This is a genomic window from Citrobacter arsenatis, from assembly GCF_004353845.1.
Taxonomy (GTDB): Bacteria; Pseudomonadota; Gammaproteobacteria; order Enterobacterales; family Enterobacteriaceae; genus Citrobacter; species Citrobacter arsenatis.
The window spans coordinates 4,186,856-4,206,081 of record NZ_CP037864.1 but is presented as its reverse complement, the minus strand read 5'-3'; the positions used below and the strand labels follow the sequence as shown (position 1 = coordinate 4,206,081).

At 52.5% G+C, this 19,226-nt stretch carries 13 protein-coding genes; 9 read left to right on the top strand and 4 right to left on the bottom strand.

The genetic code is table 11. The features are described from left to right. Positions 1 to 57: 57 nt before the first annotated feature. Positions 58 to 1,200 (top strand): glycerate kinase, encoded by a 1,143-nt coding sequence (locus E1B03_RS21215; RefSeq protein ID WP_103769131.1) that lies wholly within the window; start codon positions 58 to 60, stop codon positions 1,198 to 1,200. Between the two features lie 128 nt (positions 1,201 to 1,328). Here E1B03_RS21215 and barA read toward each other — a convergent pair whose 3' ends face one another. Continuing rightward, positions 1,329 to 4,085, bottom strand: coding sequence for a two-component sensor histidine kinase BarA (gene barA / locus E1B03_RS21210; RefSeq protein ID WP_103769132.1), 2,757 nt, complete (start codon positions 4,083 to 4,085; stop codon positions 1,329 to 1,331). 57 nt (positions 4,086 to 4,142) lie between these two features. Here barA and rlmD point away from each other — a divergent pair, with 57 nt between their 5' ends. The 5 genes from rlmD (at position 4,143) to eno (ending at position 12,054) form a co-directional block, all read left to right on the top strand. Then, entirely contained in the window at positions 4,143 to 5,441 is a 1,299-nt protein-coding gene (rlmD, locus tag E1B03_RS21205; protein WP_133086873.1) for a 23S rRNA (uracil(1939)-C(5))-methyltransferase RlmD, read from the top strand. 100 nt (positions 5,442 to 5,541) lie between these two features. Beyond that, positions 5,542 to 7,776: a GTP diphosphokinase gene (gene relA / locus E1B03_RS21200; protein ID WP_103769134.1), complete on the top strand. Its 2,235-nt coding sequence runs from the start codon at positions 5,542 to 5,544 to the stop codon at positions 7,774 to 7,776. Between the two features lie 112 nt (positions 7,777 to 7,888). Beyond that, positions 7,889 to 8,680 (top strand): nucleoside triphosphate pyrophosphohydrolase, encoded by a 792-nt coding sequence (gene mazG / locus E1B03_RS21195; RefSeq protein ID WP_133086872.1) that lies wholly within the window; start codon positions 7,889 to 7,891, stop codon positions 8,678 to 8,680. A 350-nt stretch (positions 8,681 to 9,030) separates the two neighbouring features. Next, positions 9,031 to 10,668: a glutamine hydrolyzing CTP synthase gene (gene pyrG / locus E1B03_RS21190; protein WP_003034127.1), complete on the top strand. Its 1,638-nt coding sequence runs from the start codon at positions 9,031 to 9,033 to the stop codon at positions 10,666 to 10,668. Positions 10,669 to 10,755: 87 nt separating this feature from the next. Further along, positions 10,756 to 12,054: a phosphopyruvate hydratase gene (gene eno, locus E1B03_RS21185; protein WP_103769137.1), complete on the top strand. Its 1,299-nt coding sequence runs from the start codon at positions 10,756 to 10,758 to the stop codon at positions 12,052 to 12,054. Between the two features lie 55 nt (positions 12,055 to 12,109). Here eno and E1B03_RS21180 read toward each other — a convergent pair whose 3' ends face one another. Further along, on the bottom strand, positions 12,110 to 12,934 hold the full coding sequence (locus tag E1B03_RS21180) for a MurR/RpiR family transcriptional regulator (protein ID WP_103769138.1): 825 nt from the start codon (positions 12,932 to 12,934) through the stop codon (positions 12,110 to 12,112). A 165-nt stretch (positions 12,935 to 13,099) separates the two neighbouring features. On the opposite strand from E1B03_RS21180, the gene E1B03_RS21175 reads away from it, so the two are divergent. The 3 genes from E1B03_RS21175 to queE all read left to right on the top strand — a co-directional run bounded on the left by E1B03_RS21175 (position 13,100) and on the right by queE (position 16,088). After that, positions 13,100 to 14,656 (top strand): maltose/glucose-specific PTS transporter subunit IIC, encoded by a 1,557-nt coding sequence (locus tag E1B03_RS21175; RefSeq protein WP_103769327.1) that lies wholly within the window; start codon positions 13,100 to 13,102, stop codon positions 14,654 to 14,656. After that, positions 14,656 to 15,345, top strand: a complete 690-nt coding sequence (locus tag E1B03_RS21170; RefSeq protein ID WP_103769139.1) for an N-acetylmannosamine-6-phosphate 2-epimerase — start codon at positions 14,656 to 14,658, stop codon at positions 15,343 to 15,345. The genes E1B03_RS21175 and E1B03_RS21170 overlap by 1 nt, the downstream gene beginning before the upstream one ends. A 71-nt stretch (positions 15,346 to 15,416) precedes the next feature. Then, positions 15,417 to 16,088, top strand: a complete 672-nt coding sequence (gene queE / locus E1B03_RS21165; protein ID WP_043017395.1) for a 7-carboxy-7-deazaguanine synthase QueE — start codon at positions 15,417 to 15,419, stop codon at positions 16,086 to 16,088. Positions 16,089 to 16,125: 37 nt separating this feature from the next. On the opposite strand, the gene E1B03_RS21160 is transcribed toward queE, so the two are convergent. After that, complete coding sequence (locus E1B03_RS21160) at positions 16,126 to 17,604, bottom strand: FGGY-family carbohydrate kinase (RefSeq protein ID WP_133086871.1); 1,479 nt, start codon at positions 17,602 to 17,604, stop codon at positions 16,126 to 16,128. Between the two features lie 26 nt (positions 17,605 to 17,630). After that, on the bottom strand, positions 17,631 to 18,929 hold the full coding sequence (locus tag E1B03_RS21155; RefSeq protein WP_133086870.1) for an MFS transporter: 1,299 nt from the start codon (positions 18,927 to 18,929) through the stop codon (positions 17,631 to 17,633). Positions 18,930 to 19,226 lie beyond the last annotated feature (297 nt).

Here is a 19,226-nt window from a genome sequence, read left to right as displayed (position 1 = left end):
GGGGCGGTTTTTCTCCTGGTATATGCTTAACACAGTCAACATGCGTAAGGATGCTTTATGAAAATAGTAATCGCACCGGATTCCTATAAGGAAAGTTTGAGTGCGCTTGAAGTGGCAACGGCTATTGAGCAGGGCTTTCGTGAGATCTGGCCTGAGGCGGATTACGTGAAGATCCCGGTCGCGGATGGCGGTGAGGGAACGGTCGAAGCGATGGTTGCCGCAACGCAAGGCCACCTTGTGCATGTTGATGTTACCGGCCCTCTGGGCAACACAATTCAGGCATTTTATGGTTTATCCGGTGATGAGCGTTCGGCGTTTATCGAAATGGCGGCCGCCAGCGGACTGGAGCAGGTTCCTGCTGATTTACGCGATCCGCTGAAAACCACCTCCTGGGGAACCGGAGAGTTAATGCGTCATGCGCTGGATGCTGGCGTTGAGCATATCATTATCGGGATTGGCGGTAGCGCAACCAATGATGGCGGTGCCGGGATGGTGCAAGCGCTGGGAGCTAAATTGCTGGATGCGCAAAATAACGATATTGCTCATGGCGGGGCTGGCCTCGAATCGCTCGCCCGGATTGATATCTCTCAGTTAGACCAGCGACTTGCCGCGTGTCGTATTGAGGTGGCTTGCGATGTGACTAACCCGTTGACCGGTGAAGAGGGGGCCTCTGCGGTTTTTGGCCCGCAAAAAGGGGCGACGCCGGAGATGATTACCCGCCTTGATCGGGCACTCACCCACTATGCGCAACTCATTGCTCGCGATCTCGACGTTAATGTGCTGGATCTGGCCGGCGGTGGTGCGGCAGGCGGTATGGGGGCGGCGCTGTATGCGTTTTGCGGCGCACAGCTACGCTGCGGTATTGAGATAGTGACGGATGCGTTACACCTCGACGCCTGCGTTGCGGATGCGGACCTGGTGGTCACAGGTGAAGGGCGCATCGACAGCCAGACCATTCACGGCAAGGTTCCGGTTGGTGTGGCGAAGGTGGCAAAGCGTTACAACAAACCGGTTATCGGCATTGCCGGTAGCCTGACGGCCGATGTTGGTGTGGTACACGAGCATGGGTTGGATGCGGTTTTCAGCGTCATCTATACCATTTGCACCTTGGATGAGGCGTTGAGGAACGCGCATGAAAACGTGCGAATGACGGCGCGAAACGTCGCCGCGACGCTGAAAGCAGGGCAACAGTTACGCTGAGTTGTAGCCCGGATAAGGCGTTTACGCCGCATTCGGCGATGTGCCCGATGCGCAACGCTTATCGGGCCTACGGTAAACAGCGAAACCTGTAGGCCGGATAAGGCGGTCATGCCGCCATCCGGCGACTATCACCCCAACATGCGTTTCGCTTCGCGTGCAACGTTATCCATTTCATCCAGCAGCTCTAAAAACTCAGGCTCCAGCTCTTCTTCTTTGGTTCCGCTACGTAATTGCTGCTCAATCAGCTGACACAGGTTTTTCATGCGGGGAACGCCGCTATAACCGCAACTGCCGTGCAGCTTGTGGATCATATCTACCAGCCCTTCCGGGTTTTCACCTACCAGCTGTTCTTCAATTCTGTTACGTACTTCGGGTAGAAAATCGAGCAGCATTTGCAGCATATCGTGCGCCAGATCGTTTTTACCGGCGGCTTGTCTTAATGCCAGTTGCCAGTCGAGCGTCGTATTTGGATTGACCACCGGCTCTACAGATTCAACGGCGAGCGCCCGAAGCGATGAGCCAGCACCAGGTTTGTAACGTAACAGCAGATTATGCAGCTTATCTTCTTCGATGGGTTTCGCCAGGTAATCGTTCATCCCGGCGCTGAGTAATTTCTCTTTCTGCCCAGCCATGGCGTGCGCAGTGACCGCAATGACCGGTGTCTGCTGTTGATGAGGAAGCTGGTGGATCAGTTCACACGCGCGAATGCCGTCCATATCAGGCATCTGAATATCCATCAGGATCAGATCAAACTGCATCTGCCTGGCGCGATCTACCGCCTGATGTCCGCTGTCACACAGCACGACGTGCTGCACTTTATCTTCCAGCAGCGCGCCAATCAGCTTGAGATTCGCCGGGTTGTCGTCCACCGCCATGACGGTCATCGCGATTTTGCTTTCGTCTAACAACAGCGGATCCGCGCTGTGGTTCAACTGACAATACTCTGTCAGAGCAGGCAGTAAGCGGGTTGAGGTGAGAGGTTTCAACAGACACGCCGCCGCGCCGCCCTGTTTTAACTTCTCGGCGTTAATCTGCGCATGGCAAGGCAGGGCCAGTAACAAAAAGTCGGTCATCGCCGCAGCGCTTGCCAGCCGCTCATGCTGCATGGTGAGAGGTTCGCGTAACGTGACCGGTATGCCAAGCAGCAGGATATCGTAGTGATCTTTCGGCAGCCCGGAGAATGAAGGGCTGTAAATCACCTCCAGCGGCGTTTCACTCAAGATATCTAACGTGCATTGTGCGGCAGTGGCGTTAGGTTCAACATAGGCCAGCCGTTTACCGGCCAGACAGCGCGTGGTTGAGCGATCAACGATAACGTTAGGGTTGAGATCGAGGCTGATATGGAACCAGAACGTGGAGCCCCTGTTCGGCTGGCTGTGGAAGGAGATATCTCCGCCCATTTCGTTGACCAGCTTTTGCGTAATGACCAGGCCTAGCCCGGTACCGCCGTGGCGGCGGGAAATGCTGGCATCCGCCTGGCGGAAGGCCTGGAACAGGCGTGACTGATCGCGCTCAGGGATACCAATTCCGGTATCGCGGATTTGTACTTCAATCTGCACTTTCGTGTTACTGAGGGCGCGTTTTTCGACCAGAATGTCGATATTGCCGCCTTCGGTAAATTTGATGGCATTACCGACCAGATTCGTGATCACCTGCTGTAAGCGCAGCGGGTCGCCGATGACGTTGTCCGGCACGTCATTCTTAATATTCAGCGTCAGCTCAAGCCCTTTGTCATGGGATGAGTGCGCTAACAGCGTGACGACGTCATCCAGCGTGCTGCGCAGCGGGAACGGGATGCTTTCCAGAATCAGCTTGCCGGCTTCAAGTTTGGAGAAGTCGAGCACATCATTGATGATGGCCAACAGGTTGTTGGCCGAGCGTTCGATCGTATTCAGGTGATCGCGCTGTGTGGTGTTGAGTTCGGTTTTCAGCGTCAGACGGGTAAAGCCAATCACGCCATTCAGCGGTGTGCGTAGCTCGTGCGACATGTTCGCCAGAAACTCAGACTTAATACGCGCCGCTTCCTGGGCGCGTTTCTTTGCCAGATCCAGTTCGACGTTCTGGATTTCCATCTGCTCCAGGGTTTCGCGCAGATCAGAGGTAGCCTGATCGATGTTGTGCTGCATCTCTTCATGGTAGGCCGCGAGAGACATCGCCATCGAGTTGATGCCATTTTTGAGCATATCCAGCTCACCCAGCATGAAACCTTCCACGCGGCTGTCGAGCTGTCCTCTACGTATTCGGTCAACGGTATTCACCATATTGCGAATCGGGCCGGTCACGTCGCGCATCAGACGCCAGCCAAAAATTAACGCAATACCGATGCAAAACAACATCATTACGCTGGAGATAAAGATCTCTTTATACTGCTGTAATCGTACTGACTTGAGGTCCAGTTCAAGCGCTACGTACCCCAGCATGTTTTGCGTATTTTTGGCGTCGCTGACGGCGGATTCATCCGGCGAATAGCTTTCCGATATAATGGGGGTTCGCAGGATCATGATATCCCCGAGCCGGGTGACGCTCAGCTTACGGGGGAATGGTGAACCGGTTGCCAGTTGCATTTCAGACGGATCGAGATGGAAATTAGAGGTGACGAACAGTCGGTTATTCTCGTCATAAACAGAAATTGCTCGCACAATATCGGAATGGCGACGATGCAGCACGCTGATAAGTTGGCCGATGGATTCCCTGTTTTGCAGGTTCATGCCATATTCGCTGGAGACCGCGAGTGGCTCAATGATGCTGGCGCCAGCATCTTCCAGTTGACGCTGCAAGTCGTTATAGCGATGCACAACAAAAAAGATACTGAGCAGCAAACCAATCAGGACGGTCGGGGCCAGGATCAGAATCATCATGCGTGCGCGCAGGCTGTAGTTGGTCATGGAGTTCCGTTATGGGACAATTAGGGTCACACTGTTAAATAGAGAAATATCTCGTCGATGGCGCAATTCTACTCTGCAAAACGACGCGTGACGACGCGTCAGATCATAACCGTTACCGTCAATGACCTCGATCCTTTTGGTCAGGGTGTCGCTCGCCATAACGGAAAGGCGTTGTTTATACCGGAATTGTTACCCCAGGAAAGCGCCGAGGTGGTGATTACCGAAGATAAAAAACAGTTCGCCCGCGCGCAAGTAAAACGACGTTTAAACGACAATCCACAGCGTGAAGTGCCGCGTTGCCCGCATTTTGGCGTGTGCGGCGGTTGCCAGCAGCAGCATGCCAGCATCTCGTTACAGCAGCGCAGTAAAAGCGCTGCATTGTCGCGTTTAATGAAATGTGAAGTATCGGATGTTATCGCTGATACGCCGTGGGGCTATCGTCGGCGCGCACGTTTGAGCCTGAACTATCGGCCAAAAGAACAAAAATTGCAGATGGGGTTTCGCAAATCCGGTTCCAGCGACATTATCGATGTCAAACAATGCCCTATTTTGGTGCCCCAGCTTGAAGCGCTATTGCCCCACATCAGGGCGTGTCTGGAAAGTCTGCAAGGGTTACGCCATCTTGGTCATGTCGAGCTGGTGCAGGCGGGGAGCGGAACCCTGATGATTTTGCGCCACATGGCGCCATTAAGTGCGGCGGATAAAGAAAAACTGGAATGCTTTTCGCATTCTCAAGGGCTGTCTTTGTTTCTGGCCCCGCAAAGCGAGATACTGGAATCATTATCAGAAGAATCGCCCTGGTATGACTCAAATGGACTACGGTTAACCTTCAGCCCACGTGATTTTATCCAGGTCAACGAAGGGGTAAACCAACAAATGGTTGCTCGTGCGCTGGAATGGCTCGATGTACAACCTGAAGATCGCGTACTCGATCTGTTCTGTGGAATGGGAAATTTTACCCTGCCGCTGGCAACTCGGGCGGCGAGTGTCGTGGGAGTGGAAGGGGTGCCGGCGTTGGTGGAAAAAGGCCGTGAAAACGCGCTGAATAACGGATTACACAATGTGACATTCTTTCATGAAAACCTTGAGGAAGATGTCACCCGGCAGCCGTGGGCGAAAAACGGATTTGACAAAGTATTGCTCGATCCTGCGCGTGCGGGGGCTGCAGGTGTAATGCAACATATTATAAAATTAGAACCTATACGCGTTGTTTATGTATCCTGTAATCCGGCAACGCTGGCTCGTGACAGCGACGCTTTGCTCAATGCGGGATATGCCATACGGCGACTGGCGATGCTTGATATGTTCCCGCACACTGGACACCTGGAATCAATGGTCCTGTTTGAGCGTATGTAATAAATTTTGTACCCATTGGGTTTCGGGTTGTAATGCAGCGTGAAAGACCATGGGTATGGCTTGTCGACTTCGACAGGCCTGGCCCCTTAAGGAGAGGACAATGGTTGCGGTAAGAAGTGCACATATAAATAAAGCTGGTGAGTTTGATCCTAAGAAATGGATCGCGAGTCTGGGGATCTCCAGCCAGCAGTCGTGTGAACGCTTAGCCGAAACCTGGGCGTACTGCCTGCAGCAGACACAGGGGCATCCGGATGCGGATCTGCTGCTGTGGCGTGGCGTGGAGATGGTAGAAATACTCTCCATGTTGAGCATGGATATCGACACGCTGCGTGCAGCAATGCTGTTCCCTCTGGCTGATGCCAATGTGGTCAGTGAAGACATCTTGCGCGAGAGCGTGGGTAAATCTATTGTTCATCTTATCCACGGTGTGCGCGATATGGCGGCGATACGCCAGCTTAAAGCTACACATACCGATTCAGTCTCTTCCGAGCAGGTCGATAACGTCCGCCGCATGCTGCTGGCTATGGTGGATGATTTCCGCTGCGTGGTTATCAAGTTGGCGGAGCGGATTGCCCACCTGCGTGAAGTAAAAGACGCACCGGAAGATGAACGCGTTCTGGCGGCAAAAGAGTGCACCAATATCTATGCGCCGTTGGCCAACCGTTTGGGCATCGGGCAGTTAAAATGGGAGCTGGAAGATTATTGCTTCCGCTATCTGCACCCGGCTGAATACAAACGCATTGCTAAGCTGCTGCATGAACGTCGTATCGACAGGGAACATTACATTGATGAGTTCGTCGGTCATTTGCGCTCAGAGATGAAAACGGAAGGCGTTAAAGCCGAAGTATACGGTCGTCCGAAGCATATCTACAGCATCTGGCGCAAAATGCAGAAAAAGCAGTTGGCCTTCGATGAACTGTTCGATGTGCGCGCGGTGCGTATCGTGGCGGAGCGTTTACAAGACTGCTATGCCGCACTTGGGATAGTACATACTCACTATCGGCATCTGCCGGATGAGTTCGATGACTATGTCGCTAACCCGAAACCCAACGGCTACCAGTCAATCCATACGGTTGTACTCGGGCCTGGCGGGAAAACCATTGAAATTCAGATCCGTACCAAACAGATGCACGAAGATGCCGAACTGGGCGTTGCGGCACACTGGAAGTACAAAGAAGGCACCGCTTCAGGTGCGGCGCGTTCTGGTCATGAAGATCGTATTGCGTGGCTGCGTAAGCTGATCGCCTGGCAGGAAGAGATGGCGGATTCCGGTGAAATGCTGGATGAAGTTCGCAGCCAGGTCTTTGATGACCGCGTGTACGTCTTTACGCCGAAAGGCGACGTGGTGGATCTGCCTGCGGGCTCCACGCCGCTCGATTTTGCTTACCACATTCACAGCGATGTGGGGCATCGTTGCATTGGCGCGAAAATTGGTGGGCGCATCGTACCGTTTACCTACCAACTGCAGATGGGCGATCAAATTGAAATTATCACCCAAAAACAGCCAAACCCAAGCCGCGATTGGTTGAATCCTAACCTCGGCTACGTGACCACCAGTCGTGGGCGTTCGAAGATCCACGCCTGGTTCCGTAAACAGGACCGCGACAAAAATATCCTTGCTGGCCGTCAGATCCTTGACGATGAGCTGGCGCATTTAGGTATTAGCCTGAAAGAAGCGGAAAAGCACCTGCTGCCGCGCTACAGCTTCAATGAACTGGAGGAGTTGCTGGCGGCAATTGGCGGGGGCGATATCCGCCTCAACCAGATGGTGAACTTCCTACAGGCGCAGTTTAACAAGCCAAGCGCAGCCGAACAGGATGCCGCCGCGCTGAAACAGCTTCAGCAGAAAACGCAGGCGCCGCAGAGTCGCCGTAAAGACGACGGTCGCGTGGTGGTGGAAGGGGTTGGCAACCTGATGCACCACATCGCCCGCTGCTGCCAGCCGATTCCTGGTGATGAAATTGTCGGATTTATCACCCAGGGACGCGGTATTTCCGTGCACCGGGCTGATTGTGAACAACTGACAGAGCTGCGCTCGCATGCGCCGGAACGTATTGTTGATGCGGTTTGGGGCGAAAGCTACTCGGCAGGATATTCGCTGGTGGTTCGCGTCCAGGCGAACGATCGCAGCGGCTTATTGCGTGATATCACCACGATCCTTGCTAACGAGAAGGTTAACGTGCTGGGGGTTGCCAGCCGGAGTGATACCAAACAACAGTTGGCCACCATCGATATGACCATCGAAATCTATAACCTGCAGGTGCTGGGTCGCGTGCTTGGCAAGCTGAACCAGGTGCCGGATGTGATCGACGCCCGTCGTCTGCACGGTAATTAATAAGAACGTAGGCCGGATAAGGCGAAGCCGCCATCCGGCGATTTCGCAGCGCCGGATGGCGGCATAAATGCCTTATCCGGCCTACAGTCATTCAAATTTCCAGGATTTTCCAATGAACCAAATCGATCGACTGCTCGATATTATGCAGCGCCTGCGCGACCCGGAAAACGGCTGTCCGTGGGACAAAGAGCAGACATTCGCCACTATTGCCCCTTACACCCTTGAAGAAACTTATGAAGTGCTGGACGCGATTGCGCGTGAAGACTTCGACGATCTGCGTGGAGAGTTGGGTGACCTGCTGTTCCAGGTGGTGTTTTACGCCCAGATGGCGCAGGAAGAAGGGCGCTTCAACTTTGATGATATCTGTGCTGCGATAAGCGATAAGCTTGAACGCCGCCACCCGCATGTTTTTGCCGATGTTTCTGCCAGTAACAGCACTGAGGTACTGATCCGCTGGGAGCAAATCAAAAGCGAAGAACGCGCCGAGAAGGCGCAGCATTCCGCGCTCGACGATATTCCCCGTAGTTTACCAGCATTAATGCGCGCCCAAAAAATCCAGAAACGCTGCTCAAATGTTGGCTTCGACTGGAAAACATTAGGACCGGTTGTCGACAAGGTTTACGAAGAGATCGACGAAGTCATGTTTGAGGCGAAGCAGGCTGTTGTCGACCAGGCTAAACTGGAGGAGGAAATGGGCGATCTGCTGTTTGCTACGGTCAATATGGCCCGGCATTTAGGCACCAAAGCAGAGACCGCATTGCAAAAAGCGAACGAGAAATTTGAGCGACGTTTTCGTGAGGTTGAGCGAATTGTGGCTGCTCGCGGACTGGAAATGACAGGTGTTGATCTGGAAACTATGGAAGAAGTCTGGCAACAGGTAAAACGGCAGGAAATTGATCTCTAAGGGATTTCGTCGGTCAAGGGCGATTTGTGTGATTTTTTAAATAACAAGCGCTTGATTTACGTCAAAAACATTTACCCAAAAGAGGCTATTTTCTCTTCCCGTTATGTTGATGAAACACCTTGTATACTGCCTCTTCGAGTTATTCGAGTCGCAACAAGGCGGCGACTGAAAGAATCCCCAGGAACATAGAAATGCTATGTGACTGAGGGGAGTGAAGGAAGTCAACACCGGTGCGGCTTGAAGAACGAAGGAGAGGGAATAATGAAAGTTTGTGGCGCTCGTCATGTTCGGGTATACTACTTTCCCGTCTTGGTAATTCCATCGTTTCACCCTAACTTCTCAGGTCCAGCATGACAACGAACTATATTTTTGTGACCGGCGGGGTCGTATCCTCTCTGGGAAAAGGCATTGCCGCAGCCTCCCTGGCAGCCATTCTTGAAGCCCGTGGCCTCAATGTGACCATGATGAAACTGGATCCGTACATCAACGTCGATCCAGGTACTATGAGCCCAATCCAACACGGGGAAGTGTTCGTTACCGAAGACGGCGCTGAAACCGACCTGGACCTGGGTCACTATGAGCGTTTCATCCGTACTAAAATGAGCCGCCGCAACAACTTCACCACTGGCCGTATCTACTCCGACGTTCTGCGTAAAGAACGCCGTGGCGACTACCTGGGCGCGACCGTTCAGGTTATCCCGCACATCACGAACGCTATTAAAGAACGTGTTCTGGAAGGCGGCGAAGGTCATGATGTTGTTCTGGTCGAAATCGGCGGAACCGTTGGGGATATCGAATCTCTGCCGTTCCTTGAAGCGATTCGCCAGATGGCCGTTGAAATTGGTCGTGAGCACACGCTGTTTATGCATCTGACGCTGGTTCCGTATATGGCGGCGGCGGGTGAAGTCAAAACTAAACCGACTCAGCACTCGGTAAAAGAGCTGCTTTCTATCGGTATTCAGCCAGATATCCTGATTTGCCGCTCCGATCGCGCAGTTCCGGCTAATGAACGTGCAAAAATTGCATTGTTCTGTAACGTTCCGGAAAAAGCGGTGATTTCTCTGAAAGATGTCGATTCCATCTATAAAATTCCGGGCCTGTTGAAATCTCAGGGCCTTGACGATTATATTTGTAAACGATTCAGCTTGAACTGTCCGGAAGCTAATCTGTCAGAATGGGAACAGGTTATTTACGAAGAAGCGAATCCGGCAGGCGAAGTGACTATCGGTATGGTCGGCAAGTACATTGAACTGCCGGATGCCTATAAGTCAGTTATCGAAGCCCTGAAGCACGGTGGTTTGAAGAATCGTGTCACCGTCAACATCAAGCTGATCGATTCGCAAGATGTCGAAACGCGTGGCGTTGAGATCCTGAAAGGTCTTGATGCAATCCTGATCCCTGGCGGCTTCGGCTACCGTGGCGTTGAAGGTAAAATCGCGACGGCGCGCTTTGCGCGTGAGAACAATATTCCTTATCTGGGCATTTGCCTGGGTATGCAGGTTGCGTTGATTGAGTTTGCACGTAACGTAGTGGGTATGGATAACGCCAACTCCACGGAATTTGTGCCAGACTGTAAGTACCCAGTGGTGGCCCTGATTACCGAATGGCGCGATGAAGACGGTAACGTTGAAGTCCGTACCGAGAAGAGCGATCTGGGCGGCACAATGCGCCTTGGCGCGCAGCAGTGTCAGTTGAGCGACGATAGTCTGGTTCGTCAACTGTACGGCGCACCGACAATTGTTGAACGCCATCGCCACCGTTACGAAGTCAACAATATGCTGTTGAAACAGATTGAAGCTGCGGGTCTGCGTATTGCAGGCCGTTCCGGTGATGATCAGTTGGTCGAGATCATTGAGGTACCGAATCATCCGTGGTTCGTGGCCTGTCAGTTCCACCCGGAATTTACTTCCACGCCACGTGATGGGCACCCGCTGTTTGCCGGCTTTGTGAAAGCCGCCAGTGAACATCAGAAGCGTCAGGCGAAGTAAGAAGTAAATAAGTTAGAACGGCAATGCACCCATCAGGGTGCATTGTTTGTCTGGAGTTTTAGTTTAACTTGTACTGAGGAAAATCTAATGTCCAAAATCGTTAAAATCATCGGTCGTGAAATCATCGACTCCCGTGGTAACCCGACTGTTGAAGCCGAAGTACACCTGGAAGGTGGTTTCGTTGGTATGGCAGCAGCTCCGTCAGGTGCTTCTACTGGTTCCCGCGAAGCACTGGAATTGCGCGATGGCGACAAATCCCGTTTCATGGGTAAAGGCGTACTGAAAGCTGTTGCAGCTGTTAACGGCCCAATTGCTCAGGCTCTGCTGGGTAAAGATGCTAAAGATCAGGCTGGCATCGACAAGATCATGATCGATCTGGACGGTACTGAAAACAAATCCAACTTCGGTGCAAACGCCATCCTGGCTGTGTCCCTGGCGAACGCCAAAGCAGCAGCTGCTGCTAAAGGCCTGCCGCTGTATGCACACATCGCTGAACTGAACGGTACTCCGGGTAAATACTCCATGCCGGTTCCGATGATGAACATCATCAACGGTGGTGAGCACGCTGATAACAACGTCGACATCCAGGAATTCATGATTCAGCCGGTTGGCGCTAAGACTCTGAAAGAAGCCGTTCGTATGGGTTCTGAAGTGTTCCACAACCTGGCTAAAGTTCTGAAAGCTAAAGGTATGAACACCGCAGTTGGTGACGAAGGCGGCTACGCGCCGAACCTGGGTTCCAACGCTGAAGCTCTGGCTGTAATCGCTGAAGCGGTTAAAGCAGCTGGCTACGAGCTGGGCACCGACATCACTCTGGCGATGGACTGTGCAGCTTCTGAATTCTACAAAGACGGTAAATACGTTCTGGCTGGCGAAGGCAACAAAGCGTTCACCTCTGAAGAATTCACTCACTTCCTGGAAGACCTGACCAAACAGTACCCGATCGTGTCCATCGAAGATGGTCTGGACGAGTCTGACTGGGACGGTTTCGCATACCAGACTAAAGTACTGGGCGACAAAATCCAGCTGGTTGGTGACGATCTGTTCGTAACCAACACCAAGATCCTGAAAGAAGGTATCGAGAAAGGCATCGTTAACTCCATCCTGATCAAATTCAACCAGATCGGTTCTCTGACCGAAACTCTGGCTGCGATCAAAATGGCGAAAGACGCTGGCTACACCGCTGTCATCTCTCACCGTTCTGGCGAAACTGAAGATGCTACCATTGCTGACCTGGCTGTGGGTACCGCTGCAGGCCAGATCAAAACCGGTTCTATGAGCCGTTCTGACCGTGTTGCTAAATACAACCAGCTGATTCGTATCGAAGAAGCTCTGGGTGAACAAGCACCGTACAACGGTCGTAAAGAGATCAAAGGTCAGGCGTAATCCTGTTCTTTAGCTCTTAACGTAAAAACCCGCTGCGGCGGGTTTTTTTATGTCTTTAAAGCAGCAACGGTAAGGTCGCGCTGGCGGTTTGCTGGCTCACATCACCGTACTTTTCATCCAGCGCAATCAGCGATGTGGTGAGAAGTTCTACCAACAGCATCACTCCCACCTTGGCATTTAGCGCGCCGGCACTTAACGGACCTTCGGGTTTGGCTGCGACCAGTTGAATATCACTCAGCGAAGCCAACGGGCTGCGCGGTGTATTACTCAACGCCAGTACGCGCGCGCCTTGCTTACGCGCCAGTTTAACGACATGCAGCAGATCGCGCGTCGAGCCGGAACTGGAAATCGCTACCACGAGCGTATTTTTGTTAAGCGTTGTGGCGTTCATGGCTGCGCGATGCATGTCGCTGAACAATTGTGCAGGCTTGCCGAGGCGCAGGAGTTTGTAATGTAAATACTCCCCCAGAATAGCGCTGGCCGCTACGCCATAAATTTGTACCGACTGAGCTTGATGCAATGCAAGGGCGGCTGCTTCAAGTAATGTCCTGTCGAGTAATTTTGCAGTGTCCTGCAGTGCTTGCACCGATTCATTGACCACATTGTCAATTTCATCCCCGCTGTGCTCTACCGGTTGTTCTTGCTGGAGATCGAGTGCCAGCGCCATCTTGAATTCGTTGTAGCCTTTACACCCCAGCGTACGGCACAGACGCGTGACGCTCGCCTCGCTGGTGTCGCTTTCACGGGCCAGTTCGGTAATTGTCAGGTAGACAACTTTTGCCGGATCGCTGAGCACAAACTCTCCCAGCTTCTGCTGTGTTCGGCTATATCCGTCAACGCCCTGGCGCAATCTCAGCAGCAGGTTTTCATTTTCTGACATGCAAAATCCTTAATGCGTTTCTCTGCTGATAGTGTGGCGGAAAGCAGGGGAGAGATGCCAGTCATTTTAAAAAAGTATGATCGTCCTCCTGGATTTTGATGATAATTTTCATTATGTGTAATTATTATGGTAAAAATTTTCATCACTATTCGGAGAGATGAAAATATGATGCAAATGTTTAGCGGCGCCTCATCGGGCGCATGGTTTGAAAAGGCACAGCGGTTCGGCAAATCGTTCATGCTGCCGATTGCGGTACTGCCTGCTGCGGGACTGTTGTTAGGGATTGGTGGTGCGCTGTCGAATCCAAACACATTGACGGCTTATCCGTTCTTGAACGTTGACTGGTTGCAGGCAATCTTCACGATCATGACCAGTGCGGGTTCTATTGTGTTTGCCAACTTGTCGGTGCTTTTTGCGGTGGGTGTCGCCGTAGGGCTGGCGAAAACGGATAAAGGCACCGCCGGGCTTGCGGCATTGCTGGCCTTTCTGGTGATGAATGCCACTATAAATGCCTTATTGACACTCAATGGAACGCTGGCACACGAGAATCCTGGAGCCGTAGGCCAGGGAATGACGTTGGGTATTCAGACCCTGGAAACGGGCGTTTTTGGTGGGGTAGTGATTGGCCTTGTCACCTGTGCGCTGCATAGCCGTTTCAATAAAGTCTCACTACCTCAGTTCCTTGGTTTCTTCAGCGGTTCGCGCTTTGTACCGATTATTAGCTCCCTTGCCGCGATAGTTGTGGGGGCCATCATGACGGTGGTTTGGCCACATTTCCAGAAACTCATTTTTGGATTGGGTGGCCTGGTGGATGCGACGGGCTATCTGGGGACGCTGTTGTACGGCTTCATCCTGCGTATGCTTGGCCCACTGGGTTTACACCACATCTTTTATTTGCCGTTCTGGACGACGGCGCTGGGCGGGAGTGAAATCGTCAACGGTCAGTTGGTTGAAGGCACCCAGCGTATTTTCTTTGCCCAACTTGCCGATCCGAATACGCAGCAGTTTTATGCCGGTACCTCGCGCTTTATGTCCGGGCGCTTTATCACCATGATGTTTGGCCTGCTTGGCGCATGCCTCGCGATGTACCACACAGCAAAGCCGGAGAACAGAAAGCTTGTTGCTGGCCTGCTGTTGTCTGCGGCCCTGACCTCATTCCTTACGGGGATCACTGAGCCTATCGAGTTCTCCTTCCTGTTTGTCGCACCCGTGTTATACGTCATTCACGCCTTCTTCGATGGCCTGGCGTTTATGATGGCTCATATTTTACATATCACTATTGGGCAAACCTTTTCGGGGGGGCTTATCGATTTCCTCCTCTTCGGCGTACTACAGGGGGAAGCTAAAACCAACTGGATGTACGTCCCCATGGTGGGGATTCCGTGGTTCTTCCTTTACTACTTCACCTTCCGCTATTTGATTAACCGTTTTAACTGGTTAACGCCTGGTCGTGAAAATGTAACCATGACTGAGTCCAGCCTGCCACAAAGTGAGCGTGCAGCGGCAGTGATCGCCGGGTTGGGAGGCAAAGAGAATCTGGAAGAAGTGGACTGTTGCGCCACACGTTTACGCGTGACGGTGAAAGAGAGCAGCAAGGTAGATGAAGCGGCGCTGAAAGCGACCGGAGCGCGTGGCGTAATTATTCGCGGAAACGGTGTTCAGGTGATTTATGGCCCGCATGTCACCATCATTAAAAACGAAGTCGAAGAGATCTTATCGTAATGAAAACTGTACTGGATTCCTTGAAAGGTAAATTAATCGTCTCCTGTCAGGCGCTGGAAAATGAGCCTCTGCACAGTTCATTTATTATGTCGCGTATGGCGCTGGCGGCAGAGCAGGGTGGTGCGGTAGGTATCCGTGCGAATAGCGTGGTGGACATTCGTGCGATCAAAGAGAGCGTCTCTCTGCCGGTGATTGGGATTATCAAGCGTGATTACCCGGGCAGCGATGTATTTATTACGGCCACCCTACAGGAAGTGGACGAGCTGATGACCGTTGAACCGGAAATTATTGCTCTGGATGCGACAGCGCGCCCGCGCCCCGGTGGACAAACGCTAGAAGAACTGGTCACGCAAATCCGCGCTCGCTACCCGTCAGTACTGCTGATGGCGGATATTGCTACCGTAGACGAAGCGGCGACCGCCGAGCGTTTGGGTTTTGACTGCGTGGGCACCACGCTCTACGGTTATACCGCCGACACTGCCGGACATGTGCTGGCGGAAAACGACTGCGGTTTTTTACGTGAGGTATTGGCTGTGGTCAGCATACCGGTCATAGCGGAAGGAAACGTCGATACCCCGGAACGCGCCGCCCGTTGCCTGGCATTAGGCGCTCACACCGTGGTGGTTGGGGGCGCTATCACCCGTCCGCAGCAGATAACGGCGCGCTTTGTCGCGGCAATCGCCTCGTAAAGCATCGATGGGGCATGATACTTTGGCGGGGATCTGCGATAATTATCGTTTATCCCCATATTGAGAACGCTATGCAGTACCCGATTAACGAGATGTTCCAGACCCTGCAAGGTGAGGGTTACTTTACCGGCGTCCCCGCCATTTTTATTCGTTTACAGGGATGCCCGGTTGGCTGTGCCTGGTGCGATACCAAACACACCTGGGATAAGCTTGAGGATCGGGAAGTCTCCCTGTACAGCATCCTGGCCAAGACTAAAGAGAGCGACAAATGGGGCGCGGCGAGCAGCGAAGATCTGTTGGCGGTCATTTTGCGTCAGGGCTACACCGCCCGTCACGTGGTGATCACCGGTGGAGAACCTTGCATTCATGACCTGATGCCGCTGACTGACCTGCTGGAAAAAAACGGCTTTAGCTGCCAGATTGAAACCAGCGGTACCCACGAAGTACGCTGCACGCCGAATACCTGGGTGACCGTATCGCCGAAGGTGAATATGCGCGGTGGCTATGATGTGCTGTCGCAGGCGCTGGAGCGCGCAAATGAAATCAAACATCCCGTTGGGCGCGTTCGTGATATTGAAGCGCTGGATGAACTGCTGGCAACGTTGAGCGACGACAAACCGCGAATCATCGCCTTACAGCCAATCAGCCAGAAAGAAGATGCGACGCGTTTGTGTATTGATACCTGTATTGCACGTAACTGGCGTTTGTCGATGCAAACGCACAAGTATCTGAATATTGCCTGATATTTTGCCGGGTGGATGTCGCCACCCGGCGTATCTGCTACGCGTTTGACCAGCTTTGAATGGCGTCAACGTTATCCAGGTTCCCGTGAGTCACCTGATACGATTTTTTCAAAATAACGTCGGTGTGCTGCGTTAACTCTCTGAAAATGCCTTTATTAAGCGCCTCATAACGACTGGCGTTTTGTTCAACCGGCATAAACACATCTTTTACCCGGACCATATTGTCGATGGCCGTTTCATAAGAAGGATACAGGCCCAGCCCGACTGCCGTATTGATGGCGGCGCCGAGGCTCGCGCAGCCGTTAATGGCGTTACGCCTGGCCGGTAGGTTGAACACATCGGCGAAGATTTGCATAAACAGATCGCTGTTTGAACCCCCGCCGGTAATGATGATGTGTTTAGCGAAATGGTTCATTTCATTGCACATATTGTCGTAGTTATTCTTCAACGTCAGCGCCACGCTCTCCAGAATCGAGCGGTAAATCCACGCATAGTCCATGCTGGAGTCAAAGCCTATCATGATGCCGCGTTTGTACGGCTCCCATGGATTGGTCAGCCAGTCCAGCACGGTCATCAGGCCGTTACAGCCCGGAGGGACGACCGAGGCTTTCTTATTGAGCAGATCCTCCGGTGAGAGCCCCTGCGCTTTGGCATCCTGAATCAAGGATTCGCCCAGCATGTCCCGCAGCCAACTGACCGTCCACATCCCCTTACGAATGCCGTACCCTTCATACAGCAGCGTTTCAGGAATGGAAGACATAATCGGCCAATACGCCACGGGATCCTTCGGCAACTGCTTACCGTTCATCATCAGGGCGATATAGGTGCCTAACGAGATAACCGCCGTTTCATCATCCAGCAGCCCTGCGCCGAGGGCTTCGACCGGTTTGTCGCTGGTGGTGCAAACAACGGGCAAACCCGCCGGGAAGCCGGTAGCGAGAGCGGCCTGTTCGGTAAGATGGCCTAAGATTGTCCCCGGCATCTGCACGTCAAAGAGCATGTGGCGCGGGATGTTAAACTTCTTCATCACCTCGTCATCGTCGCTCCACGACCAGGTTTTATAATCCACCGGCCACTGACCAAAGTAGTTGGCGATGTTGTCTTTGAACTCGCCGGTTAACCGGTGCGACAGATAGCCCGAAAATGAGGTAACCCAGGCCACATCAGGATTAGTATGCTCATAAGGTCGGGTAACGCGGGCGTCCTGCCAGCTGATTAACGGTTCTGCGGGTGTGCCGTCCGCTTTAAGCAACGCGCGACAGCAGCGGATGGAGCCCAGCCCGATGCCGACAATATCTTCTTTATGGCCCGCAAATTGATTCATCAGATCTTTTCCGGCGAAGCATAAAGAGGTCCATAGATCATCGTCGGGATGTTCTGCGGTATCGGCATCCGGGGTATGCATCGGCTGTAACAGGCCTTTTCCCTCACAAACCACATTGCCCTGCAGGTCGTACATCACGACTTTGGTGCTCTGGCTCCCGCCATCGATTCCAATGATGTATTTCTTTGACATTATTATTCTCCTTTAAATTTTCACCATCACTCGCCGGTTGTTTCAGCGGCCAGCGCTGTCTTGTTTTCTGGTGTTGTATCGGCGCTGCGTATTTTCCTGAACAGCAGGAAGGTAAAGAGGATCACCATGCACAGCGCGACTAAGCCCATCAGCCACATATTGCGATAGGCTTCTTCGGCAGGAAGGGTGTCCTGCCAGTGGCCGACAATCGGATAGACAAAAACGTCGGGCAGGAAGCCGATTACCGAGCAGATCCCAACGGTGGTGCCCATGATGTAGTTAGGCGTTCTGGCTTCGCCGGGACAGGCCCAGTAAAGTCCGCGAGAGGCGTAGCAGGTAAAGCCCAGCAGCAGAATCAGGCCGATCCCCATGGCGACGGACTGCGGGTTCGAGTTGGTGGCCAGCAGTGCGATAAGCGCCAGCACTCCAACGATCGACAGCAGCTGAATGACGCGGGTCGGCGATTTCACCTTGCTATAGGTGGTAATAATGCCGCCCAGCGGGCCGCAGATGGCGCGGAAGATTTTGTTGATCACGATCCCCATATAGCTCGCGGCCACCAGCGACATACCGTACATTTCGGTCAGGTAGTTGGTGGAATAGCTCAGGATGGCGTAGATAGTAAAGACGCCAAAAATCACCATGCTGCAGTACCAGGTGGTGCTGATGCGCAGCACGGCGAGAATATCGCGTAGCTGGAACGATTTTTTCTCTTCTGTCGCGGCGTTGCTGTGCGCAGGGGCATCGCTGACGAAAAACCAGCACAGTATGCCCAGCAGGATGTACACCACGCTGTAGATAACGATTACCGTCTTCAGGCTGTTGCTGTCATCGGGTGCGAAGCGGGAAAATGCCCACATGGTAAATACCGCCAGCGACATCACGCCCACGCCGCGCAGCCCCTCCATCCAGCCCATGATTTTTCCCTGCTCGCTGTGATCGCCAAGCAGAGAGGCGGCTTTAATCGATACCGACCACAGCATCAGAATTGTGGTGATGGCAAAGGCAACCTGGATACATAGCATGACCCACAGCGGAGGATAAGTCGCCATTAATAAACCGAGCAACCCGGTAATAATCATGGCCGAAGTAATCATTTTGCGATGGGAGAATTTATCAGCAATAACCCCGCTGGGAGCATAAAGAATAATCGCAGCGATACCAAATGTACTCATAATTAGTCCAATTTCGGTATTGCTGAATCCCATAAATTTTGCCATGGGGATCTGGTAGATATATCTTAAATAGGCAAGGTCAAAGCTGACGCCGCCGCTAAAACTAATAATGGCGAGGGTTATCCAACGGCGATATGAGGTTTGTTGCATATCGTGATCTCATTTTTGTATAGACGAAAAAAAGAGAAAAGTAAACCGCCTTTTCAGGTGGATTACTTTTCTCTGGTCTCTAGTAATTGCAATTAGGAATAGCATGTCAGCGTGGGTTTTAGTGTGAGAATAATCACGCTTCGTAGCTTTACATTTAATTATGATGTGAAATAGTCATCTGTGATTACGATCACATTAGAAGTGCGGGTGTTGTGCTAAAAATTTACGCCAGTTACCAGAGATAATGAGAAAGGTGACTTCCCTCTAGCAGGGGAAGTTGCCTTTCTTTTTTTTTGC